At 71.1% G+C, this 22,762-nt stretch carries 14 protein-coding genes and 1 pseudogene; 6 read left to right on the top strand and 9 right to left on the bottom strand.

Annotated elements, in window-relative coordinates; all coding sequences use genetic code 11:
• Window positions 1-11: 11 nt before the first annotated feature.
• On the bottom strand, window positions 12-995 hold the full coding sequence (locus RAN62_RS24905) for a helix-turn-helix transcriptional regulator (protein ID WP_305787170.1): 984 nt from the start codon (window positions 993-995) through the stop codon (window positions 12-14).
• Window positions 996-1,226: 231 nt separating this feature from the next.
• On the opposite strand from RAN62_RS24905, the gene RAN62_RS24900 reads away from it, so the two are divergent.
• Window positions 1,227-3,929: a transglycosylase domain-containing protein gene (locus RAN62_RS24900; RefSeq protein WP_305787169.1), complete on the top strand. Its 2,703-nt coding sequence runs from the start codon at window positions 1,227-1,229 to the stop codon at window positions 3,927-3,929.
• Here the strand turns inward: RAN62_RS24900 and RAN62_RS24895 are convergent.
• The gene (locus tag RAN62_RS24895; protein ID WP_305787168.1) at window positions 3,914-5,140 is read right to left on the bottom strand and encodes an MFS transporter; all 1,227 of its coding nucleotides are present in this window, start codon (window positions 5,138-5,140) and stop codon (window positions 3,914-3,916) included. The two genes, RAN62_RS24900 and RAN62_RS24895, sit on opposite strands and share 16 nt — an antisense overlap.
• Before the next feature lie 62 nt (window positions 5,141-5,202).
• On the opposite strand from RAN62_RS24895, the gene RAN62_RS24890 reads away from it, so the two are divergent.
• From RAN62_RS24890 to RAN62_RS24880, 3 genes are all read left to right on the top strand, one after another.
• On the top strand, window positions 5,203-5,958 hold the full coding sequence (locus RAN62_RS24890; protein ID WP_305787167.1) for a DeoR/GlpR family DNA-binding transcription regulator: 756 nt from the start codon (window positions 5,203-5,205) through the stop codon (window positions 5,956-5,958).
• A gap of 169 nt (window positions 5,959-6,127) precedes the next feature.
• Window positions 6,128-7,321, top strand: a complete 1,194-nt coding sequence (locus tag RAN62_RS24885; RefSeq protein ID WP_305787166.1) for a tetratricopeptide repeat protein — start codon at window positions 6,128-6,130, stop codon at window positions 7,319-7,321.
• A 27-nt stretch (window positions 7,322-7,348) separates the two neighbouring features.
• Window positions 7,349-8,110 (top strand): potassium channel family protein, encoded by a 762-nt coding sequence (locus tag RAN62_RS24880; protein ID WP_305787165.1) that lies wholly within the window; start codon window positions 7,349-7,351, stop codon window positions 8,108-8,110.
• A gap of 56 nt (window positions 8,111-8,166) precedes the next feature.
• On the opposite strand, the gene RAN62_RS24875 is transcribed toward RAN62_RS24880, so the two are convergent.
• The 6 genes from RAN62_RS24875 to RAN62_RS24850 are packed head-to-tail and all read right to left on the bottom strand — an operon-like array spanning window position 8,167 to window position 19,484.
• Window positions 8,167-12,423, bottom strand: coding sequence for an Ig-like domain-containing protein (locus RAN62_RS24875; protein WP_305787164.1), 4,257 nt, complete (start codon window positions 12,421-12,423; stop codon window positions 8,167-8,169).
• 2 nt (window positions 12,424-12,425) lie between these two features.
• The gene (locus tag RAN62_RS24870) at window positions 12,426-14,438 is read right to left on the bottom strand and encodes a beta-L-arabinofuranosidase domain-containing protein (protein ID WP_305787163.1); all 2,013 of its coding nucleotides are present in this window, start codon (window positions 14,436-14,438) and stop codon (window positions 12,426-12,428) included.
• A complete protein-coding gene (locus RAN62_RS24865) occupies window positions 14,435-16,465 on the bottom strand; it encodes a glycoside hydrolase family 127 protein (protein WP_305787162.1) in 2,031 nt (676 codons plus the stop codon). The genes RAN62_RS24870 and RAN62_RS24865 overlap by 4 nt, the downstream gene beginning before the upstream one ends.
• Window positions 16,466-16,470: 5 nt before the next feature.
• Entirely contained in the window at window positions 16,471-17,277 is an 807-nt protein-coding gene (locus tag RAN62_RS24860; RefSeq protein WP_305787161.1) for a carbohydrate ABC transporter permease, read from the bottom strand.
• Window positions 17,278-18,195, bottom strand: coding sequence for a carbohydrate ABC transporter permease (locus RAN62_RS24855; RefSeq protein ID WP_305787160.1), 918 nt, complete (start codon window positions 18,193-18,195; stop codon window positions 17,278-17,280). It lies immediately after the preceding gene.
• The gene (locus RAN62_RS24850) at window positions 18,192-19,484 is read right to left on the bottom strand and encodes an ABC transporter substrate-binding protein (RefSeq protein ID WP_305787159.1); all 1,293 of its coding nucleotides are present in this window, start codon (window positions 19,482-19,484) and stop codon (window positions 18,192-18,194) included. Before RAN62_RS24850 ends, RAN62_RS24855 begins: the two co-directional genes overlap by 4 nt.
• Window positions 19,485-19,653: 169 nt before the next feature.
• Between RAN62_RS24850 and RAN62_RS24845 the strand changes: the two genes are divergently transcribed.
• Window positions 19,654-20,634: a LacI family DNA-binding transcriptional regulator gene (locus RAN62_RS24845; RefSeq protein ID WP_305787158.1), complete on the top strand. Its 981-nt coding sequence runs from the start codon at window positions 19,654-19,656 to the stop codon at window positions 20,632-20,634.
• Between the two features lie 140 nt (window positions 20,635-20,774).
• Window positions 20,775-21,269: pseudogene (locus tag RAN62_RS41245) on the top strand (AAA family ATPase); the annotation flags it as partial.
• A gap of 569 nt (window positions 21,270-21,838) precedes the next feature.
• Here RAN62_RS41245 and RAN62_RS24840 read toward each other — a convergent pair.
• Window positions 21,839-22,699 (bottom strand): LysR family transcriptional regulator, encoded by an 861-nt coding sequence (locus RAN62_RS24840; protein ID WP_305787157.1) that lies wholly within the window; start codon window positions 22,697-22,699, stop codon window positions 21,839-21,841.
• Window positions 22,700-22,762: the final 63 nt, after the last annotated feature.

Genomic DNA, 22,762 nt, shown 5'->3' with positions numbered 1-22,762 from the left:
GACATTCCGGCTCAGGTGTTCGGCCCGGCCGACGAGCCCGCCGCGCGGGAGTAGCGGGTGGCGAGCAGGGCGAAGGCGGCGCTCAGCTCGGGCGGCCCCTCGACCTCGATGTCGGCGTCGAAGCGGCCGATCGCGGCGGCCAGCCCCGGCCACGACCAGGAGCCGAGGGTGAGCCGGCACCGGTCCGGGCCGAGCTCCTCCACGATGCCGTCGGCGGTGTAGAGCGCGACCGTCGCCGCCGGCTTGTCCAGGACGACGACGCCCTCGCACGGCCAGCGGGATCCCTCCGACGACCCACGGAACTTCCCGGCGACATAGGTGGCCACGTCCGGCGCGGGCAGCTCCCGGGGCGTGAAGCGCGGGCCGTTCGGCGTCCGCAGCAGCATGCGGTCGACCCGGAAGACGCGCCAGTCCGCGCGGTCGAGGTCCCACGCGACCAGGTACCAGCGGCCGTCCCAGGTGACCAGGTGATGCGGCTCGGCCCGGCGCGGCGGCCGGTCGGACTCGGCGCCGTAGTCGAACCGGAGCACCTCCTGCGCGTGGACGGCAGCGCCCACGGCCAGCAGCAGCGATCCGTCGACCGGCGTAGCGGGCCGGGTCGTCGGGCGCTCGACCACGGTGACCCGCAGGGCGTTGATCCGGTTGCGGAGGCGGGCGGGCATGACCTGGCGAACCGTGGTCAGCGCGCGGGCGGCGGCCTCCGCGATGCCGTTGCCGGGGGTGGTGGCCGCGATCTGCAGGGCGACGCTGAGGGCCACCGCCTGGTCGTCGTCGAAGAGCAGGGGCGGCAGCTCGGTGCCGGCGCTCAGCCGGTACCCGCCGTCGGGACCCTTGATCGCCGCGATGGGATACCCGAGCTCGCGCAGGCGGTCCACGTCACGCCGGACCGTACGCAGGCTGATGTCGAGCCGATCGGCCAGCGCCGTGCCGGGCCAGTCCCGGCGGGCCTGCAGCAGCGACAACAGGGCGAGCAGGCGCGCGGAGGTCTTCGGCATGCGCCCCATCGTGCCCGGTGAAGCGGCCACACCGTGACACCTTCTGCTCCGTAATTCGCCGATCGCGCTCCGAATTTGTTCCGTTTCGTTGCAACCTGCCGCCTTCCGGGAGGCGTCAAGCCGTCGAGCGCGGTCCGGCGCTCGCCCCCGGCGAAGGGACACGCACGGATGCCCGGATGGAGACCGACGCGGCCGAATTGGATCCCCGGAGCGCCGACATGGTGGCTGCGGGTGCCACGGTGGATCCGGCGGACGGTGGCTGCCCTCGCGGCGACCTCCCTCGCGCTCGGTGTCGCCGCCGCCGGCTACGTCCTCGGCGTCGACCTGCCGCCGGATCCGGTGCCCCCGCAGGCTTCCGTCGTCTATTACCGCGACGGGCGCACGGTGCTCGCGCGGGTGGGCACGACCGATCGCACCGACGTGCCGCTGGCCAAGGTGCCCGTACCCGTGCGGCGGGCCTTCCTGGCGGCCGAGGATCGCGGCTTCTACGACCACTCCGGCGTCTCGGTGCGCGGCCTGCTGCGCGCGCTGTGGAGCAACATCGCCCACGACGACGGGCAGGGCGCGTCCACCATCACGCAGCAGTACGTGCGGAACGCGTACCTCACGCAGGAGCGCACCGTCAGCCGCAAGGCCAAGGAAGCCGCGCTCGCGCTCAAGGTGGAGCACAAATTCAGCAAGGACGAGATCCTCGAACGCTACCTGAACACCATCTATTTCGGGCGCGGCGCTTACGGCATCGAGGCCGCCGCGCGCGCTTTCTTCGGTACGGGCGTCGACAAGCTGACCGCCGGCCAGGGCGCCGTCCTCGCCGCGATGGTGAAGGACCCGACGATCGGCGACCCGGCCGTCGACCTGAAGTGGGCCCAGAACCGGTGGAAGTGGATCCTGCGCGCGATGGCCGACGCGGGCTGGCTGCCGGCCGCCGAGCTGACCCAGCCGTACCCGGAGGTCGCCTCGAAGTCCGTCACCGCGAGCACCGTCGGCGGGCCGGCCGGGCTCATCACGGACCGGGTCGAGAGCGAGCTGGCGGCGGCGGGCATCAGCCGTCAGCAGATCCGCACCGGCGGGCTGCAGATCCGCACCACGATCGACGCGACCGCCCAGGCCGCGGCCACGAGCAGCATCGGCGACGCCCTGCGCGGCCAGCCGGAGGAGCTGCGGACCGCGCTGGTGGCCGTCGACCCGGCCAGCGGGGCCGTCCGGGCCTACTACGGCGGCAACCGTGGCAGCGGCTACTTCGACGACGCGCTGGCGCCCCGGCCGCCCGCGTCCACGTTCAAGCCGATCGTGCTCGCCGCGGCCGAGGAACGGGGCATCGGTTTCAGTTCGTTCTACGACGGCAGTTCGCCCCGGCTCTTCAAGGATCGCGGCGGCGCACCGCTCTACAACCAGGACAACCTGCAGTGTCCGATGTGCTCACTCGACACGGCGATGGTGCACTCGCTCAACACGCCGTTCTACGCGCTGGCCGAGCAGATCGGGGCGGGGACCGTCGCGGATCTGGCCCATCGGCTGGGCGTCCCCGAGCAGTACGGCGAGCAGGACACGCTCGTGGACCTCAAGGGCGAGCCCCAGCCCGGCCGGACCCGGTCGGACATCGCGCTGGGCCGCTATCCGGTCGCCCCGGCCGACCTGGCCACCGCCTACGCGACCCTGGCCGGCGGGGGCCGGCGCACCGACCGCTACTTCACCGACTCCGTCACGCGCGCCGACGGCACTCCGCTCTACGAACACGAGGGCGAGTCGTCGCGCGTGCTGTCCCGTGAGGTGGCCGCGGACATGGGCGCCGTGCTGGCCAAGGTCGTCGAGCACGACGGCGAGGTCCCGGGGGTGCAGGCCGCCGCGAAGACGGGCACCCAGCAGTGGGGCGACACCACGGACACCTCCGACGCCTGGACGGCCGGCTGGGCCGACGGGCTCGCCGCGGTCACCTGGGTCGGGCGGGACAAGCCGGGCGCGATCCGGACCGAGGACGGCAAGGCGATCAATGGCGACGGGATGCCGTACGACATCTGGAAAGCCTTTATGGCCCGCGCCTTGCGCGGCGCCACGCCCGAACCCCTCGCTCCCGCCGCGAACGTCGGTCGCGCCGCCCGCGCCGAGCCGCTCGCGACGATGTCGCCGGAGAGCCTGATCGCCTTCAAGAAGGCCGGTGGACCCAATGTCGTCTTCCCGGGACCCCGCCGCGGCGACCAGGTCGACAAGTCGAAGGCAACCGGATCCTGGTCGCAGCGCGTCGGCCGGCTGACCGCCGCCCTCGAGGACTACGCGGGCACGGTGCCGGACTTCAGCGTCGCGGTCGTCGACAGCAAGACCGGCCGCCGGTACGACTACCGGGGCGACCGCGAGTTCCTGGCGGCGAGCGTCATCAAGGTCGAGGTCCTGGCCGCGCGGCTCCTCCAGGGCCCGGCCCTGAGCGCCACCGAGCGCACCCGGGCCCGCAAGATGATCGTGGCCAGCGACAACAACGCGGCGAAGAAGATGTACGCGGCGGTCGGCGGCGCCGACGGTCTCAGCGCTGCCCTGGACCAGTTCGGGCTGCACGACACCACCCCGGCCGCGTCGTCCGGGCTGAGCGGCACCACGGCGAAGGACCAGACCCGGATGCTGCTCGCCCTGCGCGACGCCGGCAGCCCGCTCGACAAGACCTCACGCGAGTACCTGCTGGGTCTCATGGCGTCGGTCAACGCCGACCAGACCTGGGGTGTCAGCGCCGCCGCCCTTGACGGCGAGCAGGTCGCGCTCAAGAACGGCTGGCTGGCCCGCGCCGAGGAGGACAACCGCTGGATCATCAACAGCACCGGCCGCATCACCGGGGAGAAGACCGACGTGTCGATCTCGGTCCTCTCCCACGGCCACGCGAGTCAGCAGGACGGCATCGCGGTCGTGGAGCACGTCGCCGCGCTGACCCGCAGCTATCTGGGCTGGTAGCCCTCGCCGACCCCCGCCGGCGTCCCGTGCCCCCGAGCGACGCCGGCGGGTCCCCCTTTCCGCAACGTGCCCGCGCTGACGGCCGCGATCGCGCAGAAGACCAGCGGCAGCAGGAAGGCGACGTTGAGCGGCACGACGTGGGTGAGCGCGCCGATGACGGCCGGCCCGGCCAGCATGCCGAGGTATCCGAGCCCGGCCACCCGGGACACGTTCGTGGCCGCGGCGGCCGGATCGCTGTGCCCGGCCGCACTGAACAACTGGGGAATCGTTCCCGCCAGGCCGGCACCGAAGAGGGTCCAGCCCGCCAGCGCGACCGGGATCGACGGTGACCAGACCACCAGCACCAGAGCCAGCGCCGCCAGCGCGGCCCCCCAGCGCAGCACGGCGACCGGCCCGACGCGGGCGGCGACCCGGTCGATGACGAACCGGCCGGCGGTCATGGCGGTGGCGAACGCGCCGTACGCGAGGGCCGCGGTCGCCGGGCTCGCCCCGAGCACGTCCCGCATGGCCAAAGCGCTCCAGTCGGCGGCCGCGCCCTCGCTCAGCATCAGCATGAGGGCCAGCGCGGCGAGCACCCAGATCTGCAACGGCACGGGCCGGCGCTTCCGCTCCGCCGGCTCCTCCTCGGCCGGCGCGTTCTGCGGACGGGCCAGCAGGCCCGGGAAGGACACGACGGCCACGACCACTCCGGCCACCGCGACCAGGCTCAGCGTGGTTGCCGGACCCCAACCCCAGCTCAATGTACGAGCGGACAGCACCGACGCGAGCACGCCCCCGATCGAGAACATCGCGTGGAACGCGGACATGACCGGCCGGCGATAGGCGGCCTCGACCTGCACCGCGTGCGCGTTCATGCTCACGTCGAGGCAGCCGTTGCCCAGCCCCAGTACCAGCAGCGCGGCACCGAGCGCCCACGCCTCGGTCGCCAGCGCGGGCAGCACCAGGGCGGCGCTGAGGAACACCCCGCTGACGGGTACGACCAGCCGGGCCCCGAACCGGTCGGTGAGCGGCCCGGTGATCTGCATCCCGGCGAACGCACCCCCGCCGAGCAGCAGCAACAGCCAGCCCAGGGTGGCGTGGCTGATGCCCGCCCGCTGCTCGACGGCCGGGATGTGCACGACCCAGATGCCCAGCACGAAGCCGTTGAGCGCGAAGTACGAGAAGGTCGCCACCCGGGCGGCCCGCAACGATGTGAACATGCTTCCGAACATAACAAACACTTTTCTTGTTCGGAAGTTTGGTAATCGGCGGCCGCCTGGTGTTCAATGCCGGGGTGACAGCCGACGACCGGCACCGCCGGATCCTCGACGCGGTGCAGCAGACCGGGCAGCTCAGCGTGGCGCAGCTGGCCGAGCTGACCGGCACCTCCGAGATGACCGTGCGCCGCGACCTGGAGCAACTGGCCGCCGCCAACCTGATCGAGCGCTATCGCGGCGGCGCGCGCAGCCTGGCCCTGCGGGGCGAGGACCAGCCCTTCGCCGTACGAGACCACGAGGGCCACGACGCCAAGCAGCGCATCGCCGCGGCCGTCGCCGACCTCCTCGTGGACGGCGAGGCGGTGGTCGTGGACAGCGGCACCACGTGTCTCGAGGTGGCTCGCGCGCTCGCGCCCCGGCGGCTGACCGTCATGCCGATGTCCCTGCACGCCGCCAACGCCCTGACCGGCGCGCCGCAGCTCCGGCTCCTGCTGCCCGGCGGCGAGCCCCGCCCCGGCGAGCTGGCCCTGACCGGCCCGCTGGCCGAGTCCGCCCTGGCCGCGCTGCGCTTCGACACGGCCGTCCTGGGCTGCTGCGGCCTCACCGCCGCCGGCCTGACCGCCTTCGACCTGGCCGACGCCGCGATCAAGCGCGCCGTCATCGCTTCCGCCCGCCGCGTCGTCGCGGTCGCCGAGCCGGCCAAGTTCTCCCGCACGGCCCTGGCCTTCGTGGCGCCGGTGTCCGCCCTGAGCATGGTGGTGACCACCACCGACGCGACCGAGGAGGACGTGGCCGCCCTGACCGCCGCGGGCACCATCGTGCGCACGGTCTGAGCCCCTCGCCTCCCCCAGCTGCAGCGTCCCCGCGCGCGACCTGAGCCCGTCGCCGGGCCGGCCGAGCCGTTCCCGCGCGCGGCCTTGGTCCGTCGCCGGGGCGGCCGTGGCGTTCCCGCGCGCGGTCGGGCGGCTGGCGGGGCCGAGCTTGATCGGGAACTATGTCCGGGTGCCTTCGTACCCGCAGACCCGTCAGCAGGCGGACCACCTCGCCGCCGCCGGAGACGTGTCCGGCGCGCGGGCGCTGCTCGAGCAGGCCGTCGAGCAGGGCCGGCCCGGTCTCGCGGCCGGCGACCCAGAACTGCTGGCGACCATGCGTCAGCTCGCCGGGCTGCACTCCCGCGCCGGCGACCCGGCCGGCGCACGGCGGCTGCTCGAGGAGGCCCAGGCCGCCGGTCACCGCCTCGGGCCGGCGGATCCGCTGATGGTGCTCCTGGCGTCCGACCTGGCCGAAGTCGCCGACGAGCTCGGCAACCGGCACGAAGCCCGCCGGAATCTCGCCCTCGTCGCCGAGCACGGACCGGCGGCACTCGGCCCGGACCACCCGGCCGTCATCCGCGCCCGGCAGTCCCCCGCCCCTTCAACGTCACCGGCCTCCGGACCGCCCATCTCTGGGCCGCCCACTTTTGCCGCCCCACCGCCACCGGTGCTCGGGTCGCCCAGCTCATCCGGCGGCTCGGCGCGTGGCTCCCGGACGCCATGGATCGTCGCCGCGGCCGCAGTCGTCGCTGCCGTCGTCATGCTGGTGGTGGTGCTGGTCCGCCCGGACTCGCAGCCCTCGGCCGCCCCTCCCGCCGCCACCCCGGCCCTGCCGCTCGGTCCACTCCCCCTGCCGTCGATGACCCGGCCCGCCCCCGCGAACACCTCCAGCCCCGCGTCCGCCCCTGCGTCCCCGTCCGCGGCGGCTCGTTCCAGCACACTGAAATCGGTTCCAGCAACGTCACCAGCCGCCCGCCCGAAGACCACATCGACCCGTCCGATGGTCACCCGAATCGCCACTCCCGCCTCCGGCTCGCGCGTCCCACGGCAATTCACGGTGAAGCTCGACATCTCCCGCGCCGACGCGGCCGCGAAGGACACCCGGCTGGCCCTGACCGTGTGCGTCGCCGGGTGGTGCTTCCTCGACGGGCCGATCGGGAAGACCGGGACCTATGCGGTGACGCTCGGCTCGGCCTCCGGCGAGGGCGTGGGCCAGAAATGGACGATCCGCGTCGACCGGCTGACCCGCGCCACTTATGACGCGCTCGTCGCGCAGAAGGACGCGGCCGTCGCGAACGGCACGTGGGGCAACGGCACCGGCACGCCCAAGGAACGGCTCAACAACACCCCGGTCAGCGCGGTCACGGTGACGAAGGCCAGCTGACGGCGCCCCGGTCCGTACCATCGGCCTGTGACGGAGGAACGGCTCGCGGCCTGGGAGCGTACGACGGCGGTGCCGTTGACTTTGTTGTCCTTGCTCTTCATCGCGGTCTACGCGGCGCCGATCCTGGATCCCGGGCTGCCGGCCGGGTGGCGCCACGCCTGCGCGGTCACGAACGTGGTCGTCTGGCTGCTCTTCGGCGCCGACTACGCGATCCGGCTCGTCCTCGCCCGCGACCGGCGCCGCTTCGCCCGCACCCACTGGTTCGACGCGGTGATCCTGGTGCTGCCCGTCCTGCGCCCGGTCCGCGCCCTCCGCCTCCTCACCGCGCTGCGCATCCTCAACCGCCGCACCGAGGTGCTGACCAGGGGAAAGCTGGCCCTCTACGTCGGCGCGACCACGGTCCTCATCGTCGCCGTGGCCGCGCTGGCCGCCCTCGACGCCGAGCGCGGCCACCCCGGCAGCACCATCGAGACCTACCCGGACGCCCTCTGGTGGGCGGTCGTCACGATCACCACGGTGGGCTACGGCGACCTCGCCCCCGTCACCGCCGAGGGCCGCCTGGTCGCCCTGGCCATGATGATCGGCGGCATCGGCCTGATCGGCTTCGTGACCGGCTCCCTGGCCACATGGATCGTCGACCGCATCGGCGCAGACGAGCAGGAACACGAGGCAACCCACCGCGACATAGCGGGCCTCCTGGCCGAGATCCGCGAGCTGCGCGCCGATGTGGCCGCGCTCCGAGCCGAGGTACGCAACCCCGCCCCCGACCGCCCCGGCCCCACCACCTGACCCATCGCCGTCGCCGCGGCCGGCCCCTCACCGGCAGCGCGCACGCCCCGGCCGTCTCACGTGACCACGACGGTGGCGATGGCGGTCTTGTCGGTGCCTTCCATCTGCCCGGACACGTCGAAGGTGCCCGGCGTGGCGTACCTCGCGGGGTCGATCGCCGCCCACGTGACCGCCACACCGCTCTGCCGTGAGCCGTCGTTGTATCCGACCGTGACCCCGCCGGGCAGCACCGGGGCGACCCCGGCGGACGTCGCCACGGAGACCGGTTCCACCGTGGTGATCTGCACCGGATCCCCGCCGCGCACCCACACGTGGGCGGTGGCGGTGAGCGCGGTTCCCGCGACGAAGCCGACCACCGTGAAGTCGCCGACCGAGGCCACCTGATCCGGTGTGATCGCAGCCCACGTCACGGCCGCCGGGACCCGGGCGCCGTCGGCATAGTCCACCTCGACCGTCGCCGGCAGCTCGGGAATCGTTCCCACCCGTGTCCGCACATCCACCGTTCGGATCCCGCTCGCCGCCGCCGCGTACACGCGCCACTCAGATACGCCGACCGCGGACCAGGCCGTCCCTGCGGCATCGGGCAACGCCCGGAAGGTGGCCCGTAGCCGAGTCGTCGTCACCGGATCGAAGGAAACCTCATTCGTCCGCCCGCGAACCGCCGGATCGAACCCGGTCGCCCCGCTGACGTCCCGCCACGCCGTCCCGTCCCAGAACTGCAGCCCCCACGACGCCGGCACCGCGACCCCGCTGCCGCCGGTGGTGCTGTCCGACCAGAAGTCGATGGACGCCCGGTCGACCCGGACAGCCGACGGGAAGTCGTACTGCAACCAGCGCGTGGCCGGTTCCGCCCCGGTCCAGGTGCCCCACAGGTCGCCCTGGGCCCCGCCCTCGAAGAAGGCCGGCTTGCCGTCATTGACAGCGGTCACAGCATTCCAGCCCGCGGTGAACTCCGCGGAAGCCGTAGCCGTGGCCGCCACATTGATCTCCCCTTCCTCCAGCGCCGTGGCCTCGACGACGACGTCCTTGCTGGAGCACCTTCTCGCCGCCGGTGTCCCTGTTCCGGCCGATGTCGCCACCTCCCCGTGGCCCGCCCCGCTCGACTTTGGCGCCGAAATCGGTTCCAGCGCCGAGCCTGCCTTCGTCGCCGGAGCGCAAGTAGCAGCGCCGACGGTCAGGCGCAGGGTGTACCGGCCCGAGACGCTGAACCGGGCGGTCGTGGTCGGCGCATCCACCGGGTCGAAGGCGACCGCGCCGCCGTCCGGGCCGCTGACGACCGACCAGCGCGCGGTGACCGGACTGCCGCTCTTACCGTCGTCCTGGGCCACGCCGATGATCCGAGCCGATCCGGCCTGACGATAAGCGGAGTCGAGCCAGGCATCGGCCAGCGGCGGCATATTCGTGGCAGCCGGCGCGGGAATGCCACTACCGAAGGCCTGAATTTCCTTGATGCCGGTCCTGAATCCGGACGCGTGCTGCACGGTGATGCGAAGTCGTTCGGCAGTGACCGCCGGGAACCGGACCTGATTGAGGTTTCCACGCGGATAGGCCGGGGCCCGGCTCTGCCTCGGCACAGTCCGCCAGCCGGACCCGTCGTCGTACTCGACGGTGAACTGGGCCGGCGGCGCATAGCCCTGGACCGTGGCCGTGGTGCTCGTCTTGTAGAAGTACACGCGGACGTCGTCCACCCGCTGAGGGCCGTCGAGCGTGACCGTGAACGCGTCGGTGGCAGAGGGCGATCCGGCCGTACCCCAGAAGGGCTCGTTGATCGTGGTGCCGCTGATCGCGCCCTCGGGACCACGTCCGGGCGCGGAGAAGGTCGCCGACGCTGAAACGGCGGGAACCGGTTCCCGTCTCGTGATGCCCGCCTTGGCCAGCACGTCGGTGATCCGCGCATCCTTGGCGAACGTGACCTCCTGCGGCGCCTTGACCCGCACGGCCCGGTTGTTCGTGACCCGCACACCGTCGCCGGCCGTCACCTCCCCGGTCGCGGGGTCATAGACCAATTTGCCGAGCCGGTCAGCCGTCAAGGCCAGCCGGCCGTCCAGATACACCGAATAGCCCTCGGGCACCGAGCCGCCGTAATGCCGCGCGCCGCCGGGCTGGTCCCAGACGACGGTCAGATCCCGGTCGCGGTAGCGGATGTTGTTCGCGGTGAAGTGGTCCCAGCCGATGTCGATCGGATCCAGTTCGAGCTTGGCGTCGGCGCGCGGCCGGAGCCCCATCGCGTCCTCGATGACGGTGAAGTTCGTGGCGCCCAGGATCGTGTGGTGGATCCACGAGCGGTAGCCGATGCTGCCGCCGCCGGCGGTGGATCCGTCGGCCCAGAACTCGTTCTGGTCGGGGAAGCGGTTGTCCCCGTTGTTCTGGAAGTGCGCCCAGGCGTTCCAGTAGAGGAGCTTCTTGTACCACTCGGCATCGAGGTAACCGGTCGGATAGTTCCGCAGCACCGAGGACAGCAACCGGAACATCACGGTGGAGTTGATGACCGAGAAGTTGTTGCTGCCCGGCTCGCCCTGCTCGGCGGCGGCCTTCTTGTCCGCCTGGTTCGCGGTGAAGAACGGGAAGATCGGGTACTGCTCGTCGTCCGCGAAGAGGCGCAGAGCCTCCCGGTACTCGGCAGTGTCGGGCATCAGCCCTACGGAGAACGGATAGTAGTTGTTGATTTCCTTCCACGGCACGTGGCTGTCGGTCTCGACGTGCCGGTGTTCCAGCAGCTTCCGGTCCTCGTTCCAGAGGTACCGCAGCACCGCTGCCTGGATCTGCTCGGCGAAGGCGTCCATCTCCGCGGCCTTGGCCGTGTTGCCGGCAGTGCGATAGGCCACCGCGCTCGCCCGGGCGTTGGAATAGAGGTAGGCGTTCTCGGTGCGGTCCATGTTACCCGGGCGCCAGTGGAAGGACACCGCGTCGGCGTCGTTGCCCGTCATGGCGCCCCAGTTGTATTCGATGAGCCCGTTGCCGTCGAAGTCGTAGGCGTCCTGCAGACCCTTCACATCGTTCTCGGCATACTCGGCGAGATTGCCCGCGACCGCCGCCGGGCCACCGTGCAGCTGATACGAGCGCCACGCCGCCTCGGAGATGTATTCGGTGTAGCTGTTGGACCAGTTCGCCGGGTCGCCCGGGTTGTCGACGTACTTCGAGCTCTTGGCCACTTCACCGGCGGAGATCCAGGGCCCGTAGGAGTAGGCCGGATCACGGAAGTACTTGAGGTCGTCGACGAACATGCCGGTGGTCAGCACGATCGCGTTGTTGTAGCCGAGCACACCCTCCATCGACGTCGGGAACTGGTAGTCGTTACCGGGCAGATCGGCGTCGAGGAAGTTGTAGCGCATGAGCCACCAGCGATAGAACAACGTCTTGTCGATGTTGTCCTCGGGCGTGTCCAGGTAGGGCACGTTCTCCGCCCACCACCGGTTGTAGGCCGTCACATGCTCGGTGAAGGCGCGCGCCGGCGGGGATTCCCGGTAGTGCCGATACTCGCTCAGCGACGCGGGCAGCTCCTTGGTGACAAAGCCCAACTGCACCTTGGTACGCACGGAGCCCGCCGCCGGCACGGAAAGGCTCCGCCGCAGCGTCCCGGAAACGGCTCGGAACCCGTTCCCGGAGAACCGCGGGAACACGGTCGTCAAGTTGTTGAAGGCCCGCACCGCACCGGTCAGCTCGTTCTCCGTGACCGTCCGCGCGAAGGGCGACGTGGCCGTCAGGGCGACGGTGTGTGCGACGTTGTCCGTGCTGGACACCTCGAGATCCGTGACAGCCACGTTCTGGTCGATGATGTATTTGGTCTGCACCACGCGGAGCCCGTCCCCGGTGAACACACCCCGCCAGTAACTGGGCGTCTGCCGGCGCTGGGCCGCGTCCTCGGTGAGCGTCACGCCGTCCGCGGTGATCGTGTAGGCGCCCTGCCCACCGGCGATCGTCTCGATGTAGGCGACCTCGCCGCCGAAGCCGAGCGTCCCCGGCTGGTGCGTCTTCATGAACACGGCCCGGCCCCGGCTGAACAGATACCGGTTGGCGTCACCGTTGGTGCCGCCCGGTTGGTCACCGGTGCGGGCGAGCATGCGGTCGACCCAGAAATCGTTTCCAGCCGTGGTTCCAGCGCCCGCTGCCACGTCCGCGTCGAAGATCGCCTGCAGCTGATTGCGAACGTGAAACCCCGTCCGCTGGTCCGGCACCGGGTTCGGGTCGCCCTTGAAGACCGGGTACGGAGTCTCGGCGGTGGGCGCCTGCAGAACCTTGTGCGTGCCGGCCCGGGCCGGAACCGGTACCAGGACGACGGCGAGGACGGCAGCCGCACCGATGAGGCGTCTCATCGTCACGCCTCCCGGAAGTAGGCGTGGTAGCGGTCGGTGTCGCCGCGGAAGAACGGCTCGAAGGTCACGTCCCCGGCGGTGAAAGTGAGCGGATCGGTTCCCTGCCGATATGTCGGGGGCACGGTCAGGTAATCGGTGCTCGCGGACTTGGCGATCAATGTCAGGGGACCGAAGCGCAAGGCGCGCAGCGTCGGATCGTCGAAGGTCTTCTCGACGACGAGACGGTACGGGAAACGGAAATCGACGCGGTCGCCGTCGCGCCAGCTGCGGTCGATCCGCACGTAACCGTCGCGCTCCGGGCGTACGGGGAAAGGTTTGCTGTTGAGGGTGACCGTGACATTCTGGCGAGCCCACGACGGAATCCGCAGGCGCAGATCCAGCCGGCCCTGGCCGGAGATCGTGAGCGTGGTGCGGTCCGTGCGCGGGAAGTCGCCGGATTGCGTCACTGTGAGCCCGCGCTCGGCCCAGCGCAGCGTCGACGGGATGAAGAGGTTGACGTAAAGAATGTCGCCGCGTGCCGACCGGAAATAGATCGAGTCCTGGTATTTCGTGTGGTTCTCGAGGCCGGTGCCGCCGCAGCAGGTGCCGATGTTGCCGTAGCCGCGCCGGACGCCTGGCCCGACCGGCACCATGTACGTGACCAGCGGGTCCTCGGTGCTGTCGGCATCGCGCCGCGAGGCCAGGATCTGGTTGACCAGCGTCCGCTCGTAGTAGTCGAAGAAGTGGGCCGCCGGCGCGTGCAGGAACAGGTTGCGCGCCACTTTCAGCATGTTGTACGCGGCGCACGACTCGGCGTTGGTGTCGCCGGCAATGGTCGCGGCGATGGCGTCGCGCTTGCGGAAGATCTCGCCCTGGCCGGTGCCGCCGTGGACATAGGTCCGGTGGGTCACCACCATGTCGTAGAACGATCGGGCAGCGGTGCGGTAACCGGCCTCGGCGCCCTGCTCATAGAGGCGGAGATAGCCGAGGAACTGCGGGATGTGCTGATTGGCGTGCTTGCCGTCGAGGATGTCCGTGCCCGCCTCGCACGCCGCGAGCAGTGCGGTGTTGTCGAAGCAGCGCGCCGTGGCGAGGAAGGTGGCATTTCCGGTGAGCGCGTGCAGGTCGGCCATGACTTCGTTCATGCCGCCGTATTCGCCGGCGATGTAGAGCGACCACATGCGGTCGAGCTGCTCGCGCGGCAGCTTGCCGAGCCGGCTGTGCGCCCACTCCCCCATTCCGGTGACGATGTCGAGCGCGGTGGCGTTGCCGGTCAGAGTGTGCGCGTCGAGCAGGCCCCGCATGATTTTGTGGCAGGTGTACCAGGGCGCCCAGATTCCCGGGTAGGTGGCGTACTGCTCCAGCAGAATGAACTGCGTCTCCGGATAGGCGGCCAGGAATCCCGCGTGACTCGGGCCGGGTGCGCCGCCCGTGCCGGTCACGACCGCCGCGTCCCGGCCGTCGCCGGTGAGCTGCAGGGCGCCGCCGGTCCGGCCGCTGGTCCAGCTGGGTGCGGGCGGCGGCGTGCCGGGCCGGCCGGCCTGCGCGGCCCAGGCGTCCTGGCACTCCTTCAGGCCGGCGACGAGGTAGTCGAGCTTGTCCCTGAAGACGGTTTCCCCTGTGCCGGCCCAGGCTTGGGCGAGCAGGGACAGGAAATGGCCGCTGTAGTGCCCGCGCAGGTTGCCGGTGGCGTCGTCCCAGCCGCCCGGGGGCTCGGCGCCGCGGGTGTCGAGGCCGGCGGCGGCACGGAAGTTGGCCAGGATGCGGTCGGCGGGATACGCGCGGGCGTAGGCGAGGATGCGGTCGCGCTTCTCGGTGAAGACGCTGGGGAGCAGGTCGACCTGGTCCAGGTCGAACGGGACGGCCTGCCAGGCGGCGGGTACGGGATAGCCGTTGACGCGCCGCTTCGCCCGGGCGCCGGAAGAAGCGAGGGCAGCGGGAGTTGCGGCGGCGGCGGACGCCGATGCCGGGAGCCCGAGGGCGGTGAGAGTCGCGGCGGCGGTGCCGTACTGGAGGACGTGCCGGCGGGAGGTCATGACGCGGTCCCTTCGGGGGTGGGGTCCGGGCGTTGCGCTGCCGGGTTTTCCGGTGCCCGCGCCGGCTCGCGGTGCACGGCGGAGGGGGCGAGGGGCAGCCAGACGCGCATGGTGGACGGGCCGCGGCGGGCCCAGCGGTGATAGGGGTGCAGCGGCAGCTCGAACGTGCCGTCCGGACGGCCGGATCCGTCCGCCTCGCCCGGGTCACCGGCCGGAGCCTCGCCGGCCGACTCGCCGGAGAAGGCGGAGGTGTTGTAGGGCCAGGAACCGGGTGGATCGCTGACACGACGGCCGGTGGCGAACACCGAGCCGTCGCGCTCGGTGAGCTGAGGAACGATCTGCAGGGCATTGACGTCGACGGGCAGGTCGACGGATTCGGCGCAGAGGACGAGGGGTCCGCGCTCGACAGCCACGCACCCCCGGACGGCGTCGATGCGCGGATCGGGCGTGGTGATCCGGGCACGGACGGGCAGGTCGAGCACGACCACGTCGCCGGGACTGAAACGGCGGTGCAACCGGTTCCAGCCGGGCGTCACGGGCGTGCCGTCCAGGGTGGCGCCGACGGCCCAGGCGGGGACGCGGAGGCTCAGGGTCCACGGGTCGGCGGGCGACTCGGTGACGCGGATCGTGATGCGGCCGTCCACCGGATACTCGGTGTCCATCTCGCAGGCGACGCGGCGGTCACCCGGCAGGGTCGTGGCGAGCGTCGCGGCGGCGTACTGATGAATCTGCAGGCCGTCGTCGTCGCGCGTCGCGAGGTAGGCCGCGAGGCCGGCGAAGGTGCGGGCCAGGTTGGTCGGGCAGCAGGACACCGCGAACCAGGGCGCGCGCAGGCTGGAGGCGGCGCGGGGAACGAGTTGACCGGGGTCGGGAACCGTTCCCGGAACGCGCTGATGCAACGTGTTCGTGTAGAAGAAGCCGCGGCCGTCGTCGGCCGGGCTGGTGGCGATGACGTTGAAGAGCGTGCGTTCGATGAGGTCGGCGTAGACCGCGTCGCCGTGCGCCAGCAGCAGGCGCCAGCTCAGCATCATCGAGCCGACGGCGGCGCACGTCTCGGAATAGGCGCGGTCGGGCGGCAGGACGTGGTCCTCGCCGAATGCTTCGTCCTGGTGGCGGGATCCCGTGCCCCCGGTCAGATAGGTACGCCGGGCCACCGTCGCGTGCCATTGCCGGGTGACCGCATCCAGCAGGGCCGTGTCCCCGGTCTCGACCGCCACGTCCACGGCGCCCGCGGCGAGATAGGCGGCTCGGACCGCATGGCCACGCAGGATCTCGGCATCGCGTACGGGAACGTCGTCCTGGAAGTAGGCCCGGCCGAACTCGATGTCGGCGAGCTCGTGGTGGCCCCGGCGGTCGACGAACTTGCGGGCCTGGTCCAGATAGCGCCGCTCCCCCGTGACGCGATAGAGCTCGACCAGGGCGGGCTCGATCTCGGGGTGGCCGCACAGGCCGCGGTCCGCGAAGACCTCGCAGACGTGGTCGGCGGCGCGGACGGCCACGTGGACCAGTTCGTCGTGGCCGGCCGTACGGGCGCGGGCCACGCCGGCCTGGATCAGGTGGCCGAAGGAGTAGAGCTCGTGGCCCCACTCCAGGTCGCTGTAGCGGGGCGCCTGCCCGGGCCGGCCGAAGTTCGTGTTGAGATAGCCGTCAGGCTCCTGGGCGGCGGCGACCCGGCGCACGATCGCCCGGTAGCGCTCGTCGAGACCCGGGTCGCCCGTGCGGCCGTACTCCCAGGCCATCGCCTCGAGCAGCTTGTAGACCTCGGTGTCGGAGAACTCCCGGCCCCGCCGGGCGCCGGGCAGCGTTCCCGCGGCGGCGGCGTCGAAGTTCCCGAGCCAGCCGGCGCGTTCCAGCCATTGTTCGATGTGGTTCAGCGAGGCCGTGCGGTTGGTGTTTTGGCGTTGTTGCCAGAAACCCGGCCGCAGCCGGACCTCGCGCAGACCGAGCGGGTGCAGCCGGCCGCTGTGCGGAGCCGCGGGCGTGCCGCCCCGGGTGATCCAGCTGGAATCGGTTTCTTCGATCGTCACGTGGGTCACCCCTTGAGTGCGCCGGACATGAAACCGCGGACGTAGTGCCGCTGGAGGGCGAGGAAGAGCACGATGCAGGGCAGCGCCAGGACGACCACGCCGGCTTCGGTGGCGCCGTAGTCGACGATGCCCATGACCTGCTGCCGCATGTTGGCCACGGCCAGCGGCAGCGGCGCCTTGGCGGAGTCGCTGATGAGCACGAGCGGCGTGATGAAGTCGTTCCAGGCGGCCAGGAAGGCGAACATGCCGACCGTGACCAGCCCGGGTCGCACGGCGGGAAGCAGGATGTGCAGCAGGGCACGGAAGCTGCCGCAGCCGTCCACGAGTGCCGACTCGCGGAGCTCTCCCGGAACCGATTCGAACGAGATGCGCATCATGAAGACGGCGAACGGCAGCTGGAACATCGTGAGCACGAGCGCCAGCCCGACCAGCGAGTTCTGCAGACCGAGATTGTTGAGCAGGACGTAGAGCGGGATCAGCAGGGTGGCGTAGGGAACCATGAGGATCGCCAGCGTGACCAGGAAGAGCGCGTTCCGCCCGGGAAAGCGGAACATCGCGAACGCGTACCCGCCGAGCAGGGAGACGCTCAGGGTGAACAGCACCGTCATGAGTGACACGGCGGTGGAGTTCAGCACATAGCGGCCGATGCCCGCCTGATAATGCGCCAGGGTCACGTAATTGGCGAAGCCCCAGCCGTTGGTCTGCGCGGTGCCGCCCTGCGGGCTGACCGAGGCGACCGCCGCCCAGAGCAGGGGGAAGAGGAACAACAAGGCAAGAGCGCCGGTGAGTACGCGCGACGGGGTGCGCAGCATTCAGTTCTCCCTGCCCCGGAGGCCCTTGAACTGCACGACGTTGACGACCAGCAGCACGCCCAGCACCAGGATCGACAGGGCGGCCGCGCGTCCCAGGTCGTTGCGGCCCTGGAAGGCGGCGTTGTAGACGAGCTGGACGATGGTGATGGTGCTGTTGTCCGGGCCGCCCTTGGTGAGGATGTAGAACTGGTCGAAGGCAAGCAGCGAGCCGGTGACACACATGATCGTGCTGAGCGCGATCGACGGGCGCAGCAACGGCAACGTGATGCGCTGGAACGTCTGGAACCGGTTCGCGCCGTCCAGCCGCGCCGCCTCGTAGACGTCGGCGGAGATGCCCTGGAGCCCGACCAGCAGCAGGAGCATGTAGAAGCCGGCGAAGCGCCACACGATCAGCGCCACCGTGGACCAGAGCGCGCTGGTGGGCGTACCGAGGAAAGCGGTTTCGAAAGGGCCGCTCTGCGGTGAGTAGAGGGCGTAGAAGAGCAGCGACGCCGAGGCCAGACCGAGGGCGGACGGCACGAGGAAGGACGTCCGCAGAAAACCGGTCCAGCGGGTCGACTCCTGCACGAGCAGCGCCAGGCCGAGCGCGAGCGCGAGCAGGATGACCGTGGTGAGGGCCGTGTACTTCACGGTGAACCACACGGCCGGCCACAGCAGGCGGTCCTCGAGCACCGCCTCGTAGTTCGCCGGGGCGTTCCAGCCGTTGTCGCCGGTGAACAGTTTCCACTCGGAGAGCGACATGCGGGCCACGAGGGCGATGGGGACGACGAAGAAGACGGCGACGAAGACCGCCGTGGGCGTCGCGTAGGCCCAGCCGGCCAGCGTCTTCCGGCCCGGGCCCCGGCCGCGGGGACGGCCGGAACCCGAGCCCCGGCCGTCGGCCCCGGCCCTCGTGCGCCGGCCCGCCACCACGGTCACTGGGCGAGCACCTGGGTGACGGCGTCGTTGTCCTCGTCCAAGCGCCCGGGGTCGCCGTACACCTGGTTGCGGAAGAGGGTGACCCACGGGCTGCCGGGAGCGTTGAACGCCTGCTGGAAGTTCACCGCGACCGGCGTCTTGCTGCTCGCCGCGGCCGCGACCTCATTGATAAGGGTCACGCGCGGGTCGCTGCTCTTGGTCAGATCGCTGCGCGCCGGGCTGCTGTTGTTCTTCGCGAGCACGTCGGTCTGCGCCTTCTCGGACATCAGCCAGGCGAGGAAGTTCCAGGCCTGCTGTGCCTTCTCCGAGTCCTTGGAGACGCCGATGCCGTCCCCGCCGACGAAGGTGGACGCGCCGCCTGAAACGCCGGGAATCGGTGCCACACCGACCTTCACCGTCTTGTCCGCGGTGGGCAGAAGCGTTGCGGGATAAGGCATCACGCCCACCTTGCCCTCCTGGAACGCGCCGACCCACGTGGCGCCGGTCTCGTCCTTAGAGCCGGAGGCGACGGCGCCGGCGGCCTGCAGCTCGCGCCAGGTCGCGTACACCTGCTTGGCGGCCGCGCCGTTGAGCAGTGAGCTGGTGCCCTCGGGGTTCATGACCTCCTCGCCGCTCGCCCAGATCATCGGGAACCACGTGAAGACGCCGCAGCCGCCGCAGTTGCCCCCGAAATAGGTGCCGGAGACGCCCGGCTTGCCGAGGCGCTGGACGGCGAGGGCCTGGTCCTTGAACTCGGCGAGGGTCGTGGGCCCCTTCTCGGGGTCGAGGCCGGCCTCCCGATAGAGGTCCTTGTTCCAGAACATGACGGACAGATCCAGCACGAACGGCAGGACGTATCTCTTGTCCTCGACCGTGCCGGCGCGCAGGTGCGCCTGATTGATCTTGTCCGCGTACGGGAGCCGGGCGATGCTGTCCGTCAGATCGGCGAACAGGCCGGCCTGCGCCCAGTTGGGCACATAGACGATGTCGGCGGCGAAGAGGTCGGGCAGGTCGCCGCTGCCCGCCGCCGCGCCGACCTTCGCGACGTAGTCGTCGTTCGGGACGATGGTGAGCTCGACCTGGTTCTTGTGGCTGCCGTTGTAGGCGGTGACCAGGGCCTTGGCCTGCAATTCGAGCGGTGCCCGGGTCCACAGGGTGAGCTTGGTGCCGTCGTCGGCACCGTCGACGCCCGCACCGGCCGGATCGGCCGCCGAGCCGTTGTCCCCGCCGTCGCCACACGCGGCGAGTCCTGTCAGAGTGAGGGTGGCAATGACCGCCGCCGCGATGATTTTCCTTCTGCCGAGCCGCACAATGCACCTCCGGACCATTTCGGTCATGGCGGGTTCTGCAGGTACTGTCAGCGCTGGTCGCCATGGTTTCCCAGCCGACCGAAAAGGTTTTCGAAAACGTAATACGGAGGCAAAAACGTTGTCAAGAGCTTCGATGGATGGCGGGCCCGGGCGCCCCACCCTGCGCGACGTGGCGAGGCTCGCCGGCGTGTCGATCGCGACCGCGTCGAAGGCTCTCAACAACCAGCCGCAGGTCCGCGCCGAGACCCGGGCCAAGGTGCTGCGGGCCGCCGAGCAGCTGTCCTTCTCCCCCAACACGCTCGCCCAGGCGCTGATCACCCAGCGCACCGGCACCGTCGGCCTGCTCACCTCCGACCTCGAGGGCCGCTTCTCCATCCCGATCCTGATGGGAGCCGAGGACGCCTTCGGCACCGGCCGCACGTCGGTTTTCCTGTGCGACGCGCGAGGCGACAATGTGCGCGAACGCCACCACCTCAACGCGCTGCTGTCCCGCCGCGTCGACGGCTTGATCGTGGTGGGCGCCCGGCCGGACGCGCGGCCGTCGCTGGGCCGCGATCTGCCCGTACCCGTGATCTATGCGTATTCTCCCTCCGAGGATCCGGCCGATCTCTCATTGGTCACCGACAATGTCGGCGGCGGACGGCTCGCCGTCGACCATTTGATCCGGCACGGCCGCCGGCGCATTGCTCACATCACGGGCGATCCGACGTACGGGGCCGCGCACGACCGGGCGCGCGGGGCGCTCGACCGCCTGGCCGAGGAGGGGCTCGAGCTCGCGGGCGGCCAGGTCTGGTTCGGCTCCTGGTCCGAGGCCTGGGGCCGGGGCGCCACCCGCATGCTGCTCGAGCGCGACCCGGACATCGACGCCGTGTTCGCCGGCTCCGACGAGATCGCCCGCGGCGTCCTCGACGTGCTGCACCAGGAGAAGCTGGCCATTCCCCGCCAGGTCGCCGTGATCGGTTTCGACAACTGGAACATCCTCGCCGCGAACGCCCGCCCGCCGTTGTCCACTGTCGACATGAACCTGGAGGCGCTGGGCCGTCTCGCCGCTCAGCGCTTGTTCGCCGCGATCGACGGCACGCTGGGCTCCGGCATCGAGACGATCGGCTGCCGCCTGATCACCCGGGAGTCGACCGCACCCCTGGACTGAAACCCGCTGGAACCGATTCCAGCCGGTTCCAGAAGCGGGCACACGGCGGGGCCGGAGGCTCGTGGAAGCCCGTACCCGAGGCCGGTGCGCGGCTAGGCTGAGGGCGTTGACCAGGCACGGGGGCCTCGGATACCGCCGCCGTGCGCGTCGTCCGGGCGTGGTGCGGGGGTGGGTCGCAGGTGGGGACGGCCGCGAGGACGCCGCTGGGCCACGAGTGGCCGGCGGGCGGTCCGTGGCTCCTGGCGCCGACGACCGCGGGCGTGCGCTGGGAGAACGCGGCGCTGACGCTGGCAGCGGCTTCCTGGGTACGCGTCGCCGTAGTGACCCTGGCCCCGCCGGCCCCCGGCGCCGCCGGGCAGCTGGCCGCGCACGTGGCAACGACGGTCGAGCTGACCGCGGGCGAGGCCGATCCGCTCGGGCTCGACGACGTGGCCCGCCTCGTGAGTGCCCTGACCCGCACGCACGGACTCGTCCTGGTGACCGGAGCGCCGGGCCTGCTCGTGCCGGCGGCCGGCCCGGACTGGACCCTCGCCGACCTGGCCGGCACCTTGAACGCGCCCGTGGTGCTGCTGGCCGGCGCCGGGCCGGAAGCATTGAACAGCACGACGCTGGCCCTCGGCGTGCTGGAAGGCCATTCCGTCCCGGCCGCCCTCCTCACGATCGACGCCGCCGTGTCCGCACCCGCCGATCCGCCCGTCGAGGCCACCGGTGCTGTCGATCCACCCACCGAGGAGGCTGCGCTGCGAGATCTGCTCGACGTGCTTCCGGTGGCGCCGGCGGGACGGATCCCGTCGGACACCGACGCGGCGAACGGCTTCGAGGCCGTTGCCCGCGAGCGGCTGCACCCGATGTTGCACGCGTCCGGCGGACGGCAGAAGACCGGTCGAGCACCGGCCGGACCGGGGGCGTCGGACGACTCCACGACCGCGGAGACGCCGATCGCTGCGGTCAAGGTGGGCCGCCATCCGCGCCGGCCGATGAGCGGGAAGCGGGTGGTGCTCCTGATTCTCGGCGTGTTCCTGGCGCTGAGCCTGGTGGCGGCCTGCCTGGCGCTGTGCGACCCCGCACGGGACGACGAAGGCTGGTACGACGACGGTTCTTCAGTCGCCTGGCAGACGACCGAAGAAACCGTTTGCAGACAGCTATGTGGCCGAAGTCGTCGACGGCCGCCTGCGATGGAAAGCCGTCTGACGCGACCCATGATTCACGAGCGGTACATGTCGACCGCGATCTGGGCGAACGAGCGGACCAACAGACTCTCCCGGTCCCGGCGCCAGGCCACGACGAGCCGGCTCGGCGGCATGTCGGTCAGCGGGACGCACACGAGCTCATCGGTCGGAACATGTGTCTGCAGCGGCGCGATGCCCACCGTTCCGTTCCAGAGGACAGCTTGCATGCACTCGGCGACCGTGCGGACGACGAGACCCGCGGGGCGGTCGCCGGCGAGCTCTCCCCCGTTCCAGTAGGCGCGCCACAGCGGATCCGTGCCCTCCGGCAGCTGGAACCAGGGACGGCCGGCGAGCTCGGTCACGCTCAGCGCGGCCCGGCCTGCGAGCGCATCATCCGTACGCAACACGACCCCGACCGGATCCGCGCGCAACTCGCGTACGTGGAAATCGGTCTCGTCGAACGGACGGCGGGTGATCGCCACGTCGGCCAGCCCGGCCCGCAGCCCCGCCGTGGGATCGGTGAAATCGGCTTCACGAAAGCGCACGGCGACCGCCGGGTGAGCGCGCCGGAAAGTCGCCGCCAGCCGGCCGGCCGCCTTGTCGCCGCCGCCCAGCGTGCCGATCGTCAGCGTCGCCGTTCCCGCCGCCGTCACCCGGGCGCGGGCCTGGTCGGCCTGGGCGAGAAGGGCTGTCGCCTCGGCATAGAGGGCTTCTCCGGCGGCGGTGAGCTCGACACCGGCCGCCGAGCGGTGCAGCAGGACGACGCCCAGGTCCGTCTCCAGCTGCTTGATGGCGCGGCTCAGCGGCGGTTGCGTCATGGTGAGCCGCGCCGCCGCCCGCCCGAAGTGCCGTTCCTCGGCGACGGCCACGAAATAGCGCAGCAGTCGAAGCTCCATCACCAGCGACGATACCCGCCTGGTATCGGTTCCAGGAAAGAGGACTTGGACGCCGGCCGCCCG

Origin of the sequence: Symbioplanes lichenis (genome assembly GCF_030709675.1) — a bacterium.
Classification (GTDB): domain Bacteria; phylum Actinomycetota; class Actinomycetes; order Mycobacteriales; family Micromonosporaceae; genus Actinoplanes; species Actinoplanes lichenis.
Note: the sequence above shows the minus strand (reverse complement) of the source record. Positions and strands in the feature narration are given on the sequence as shown.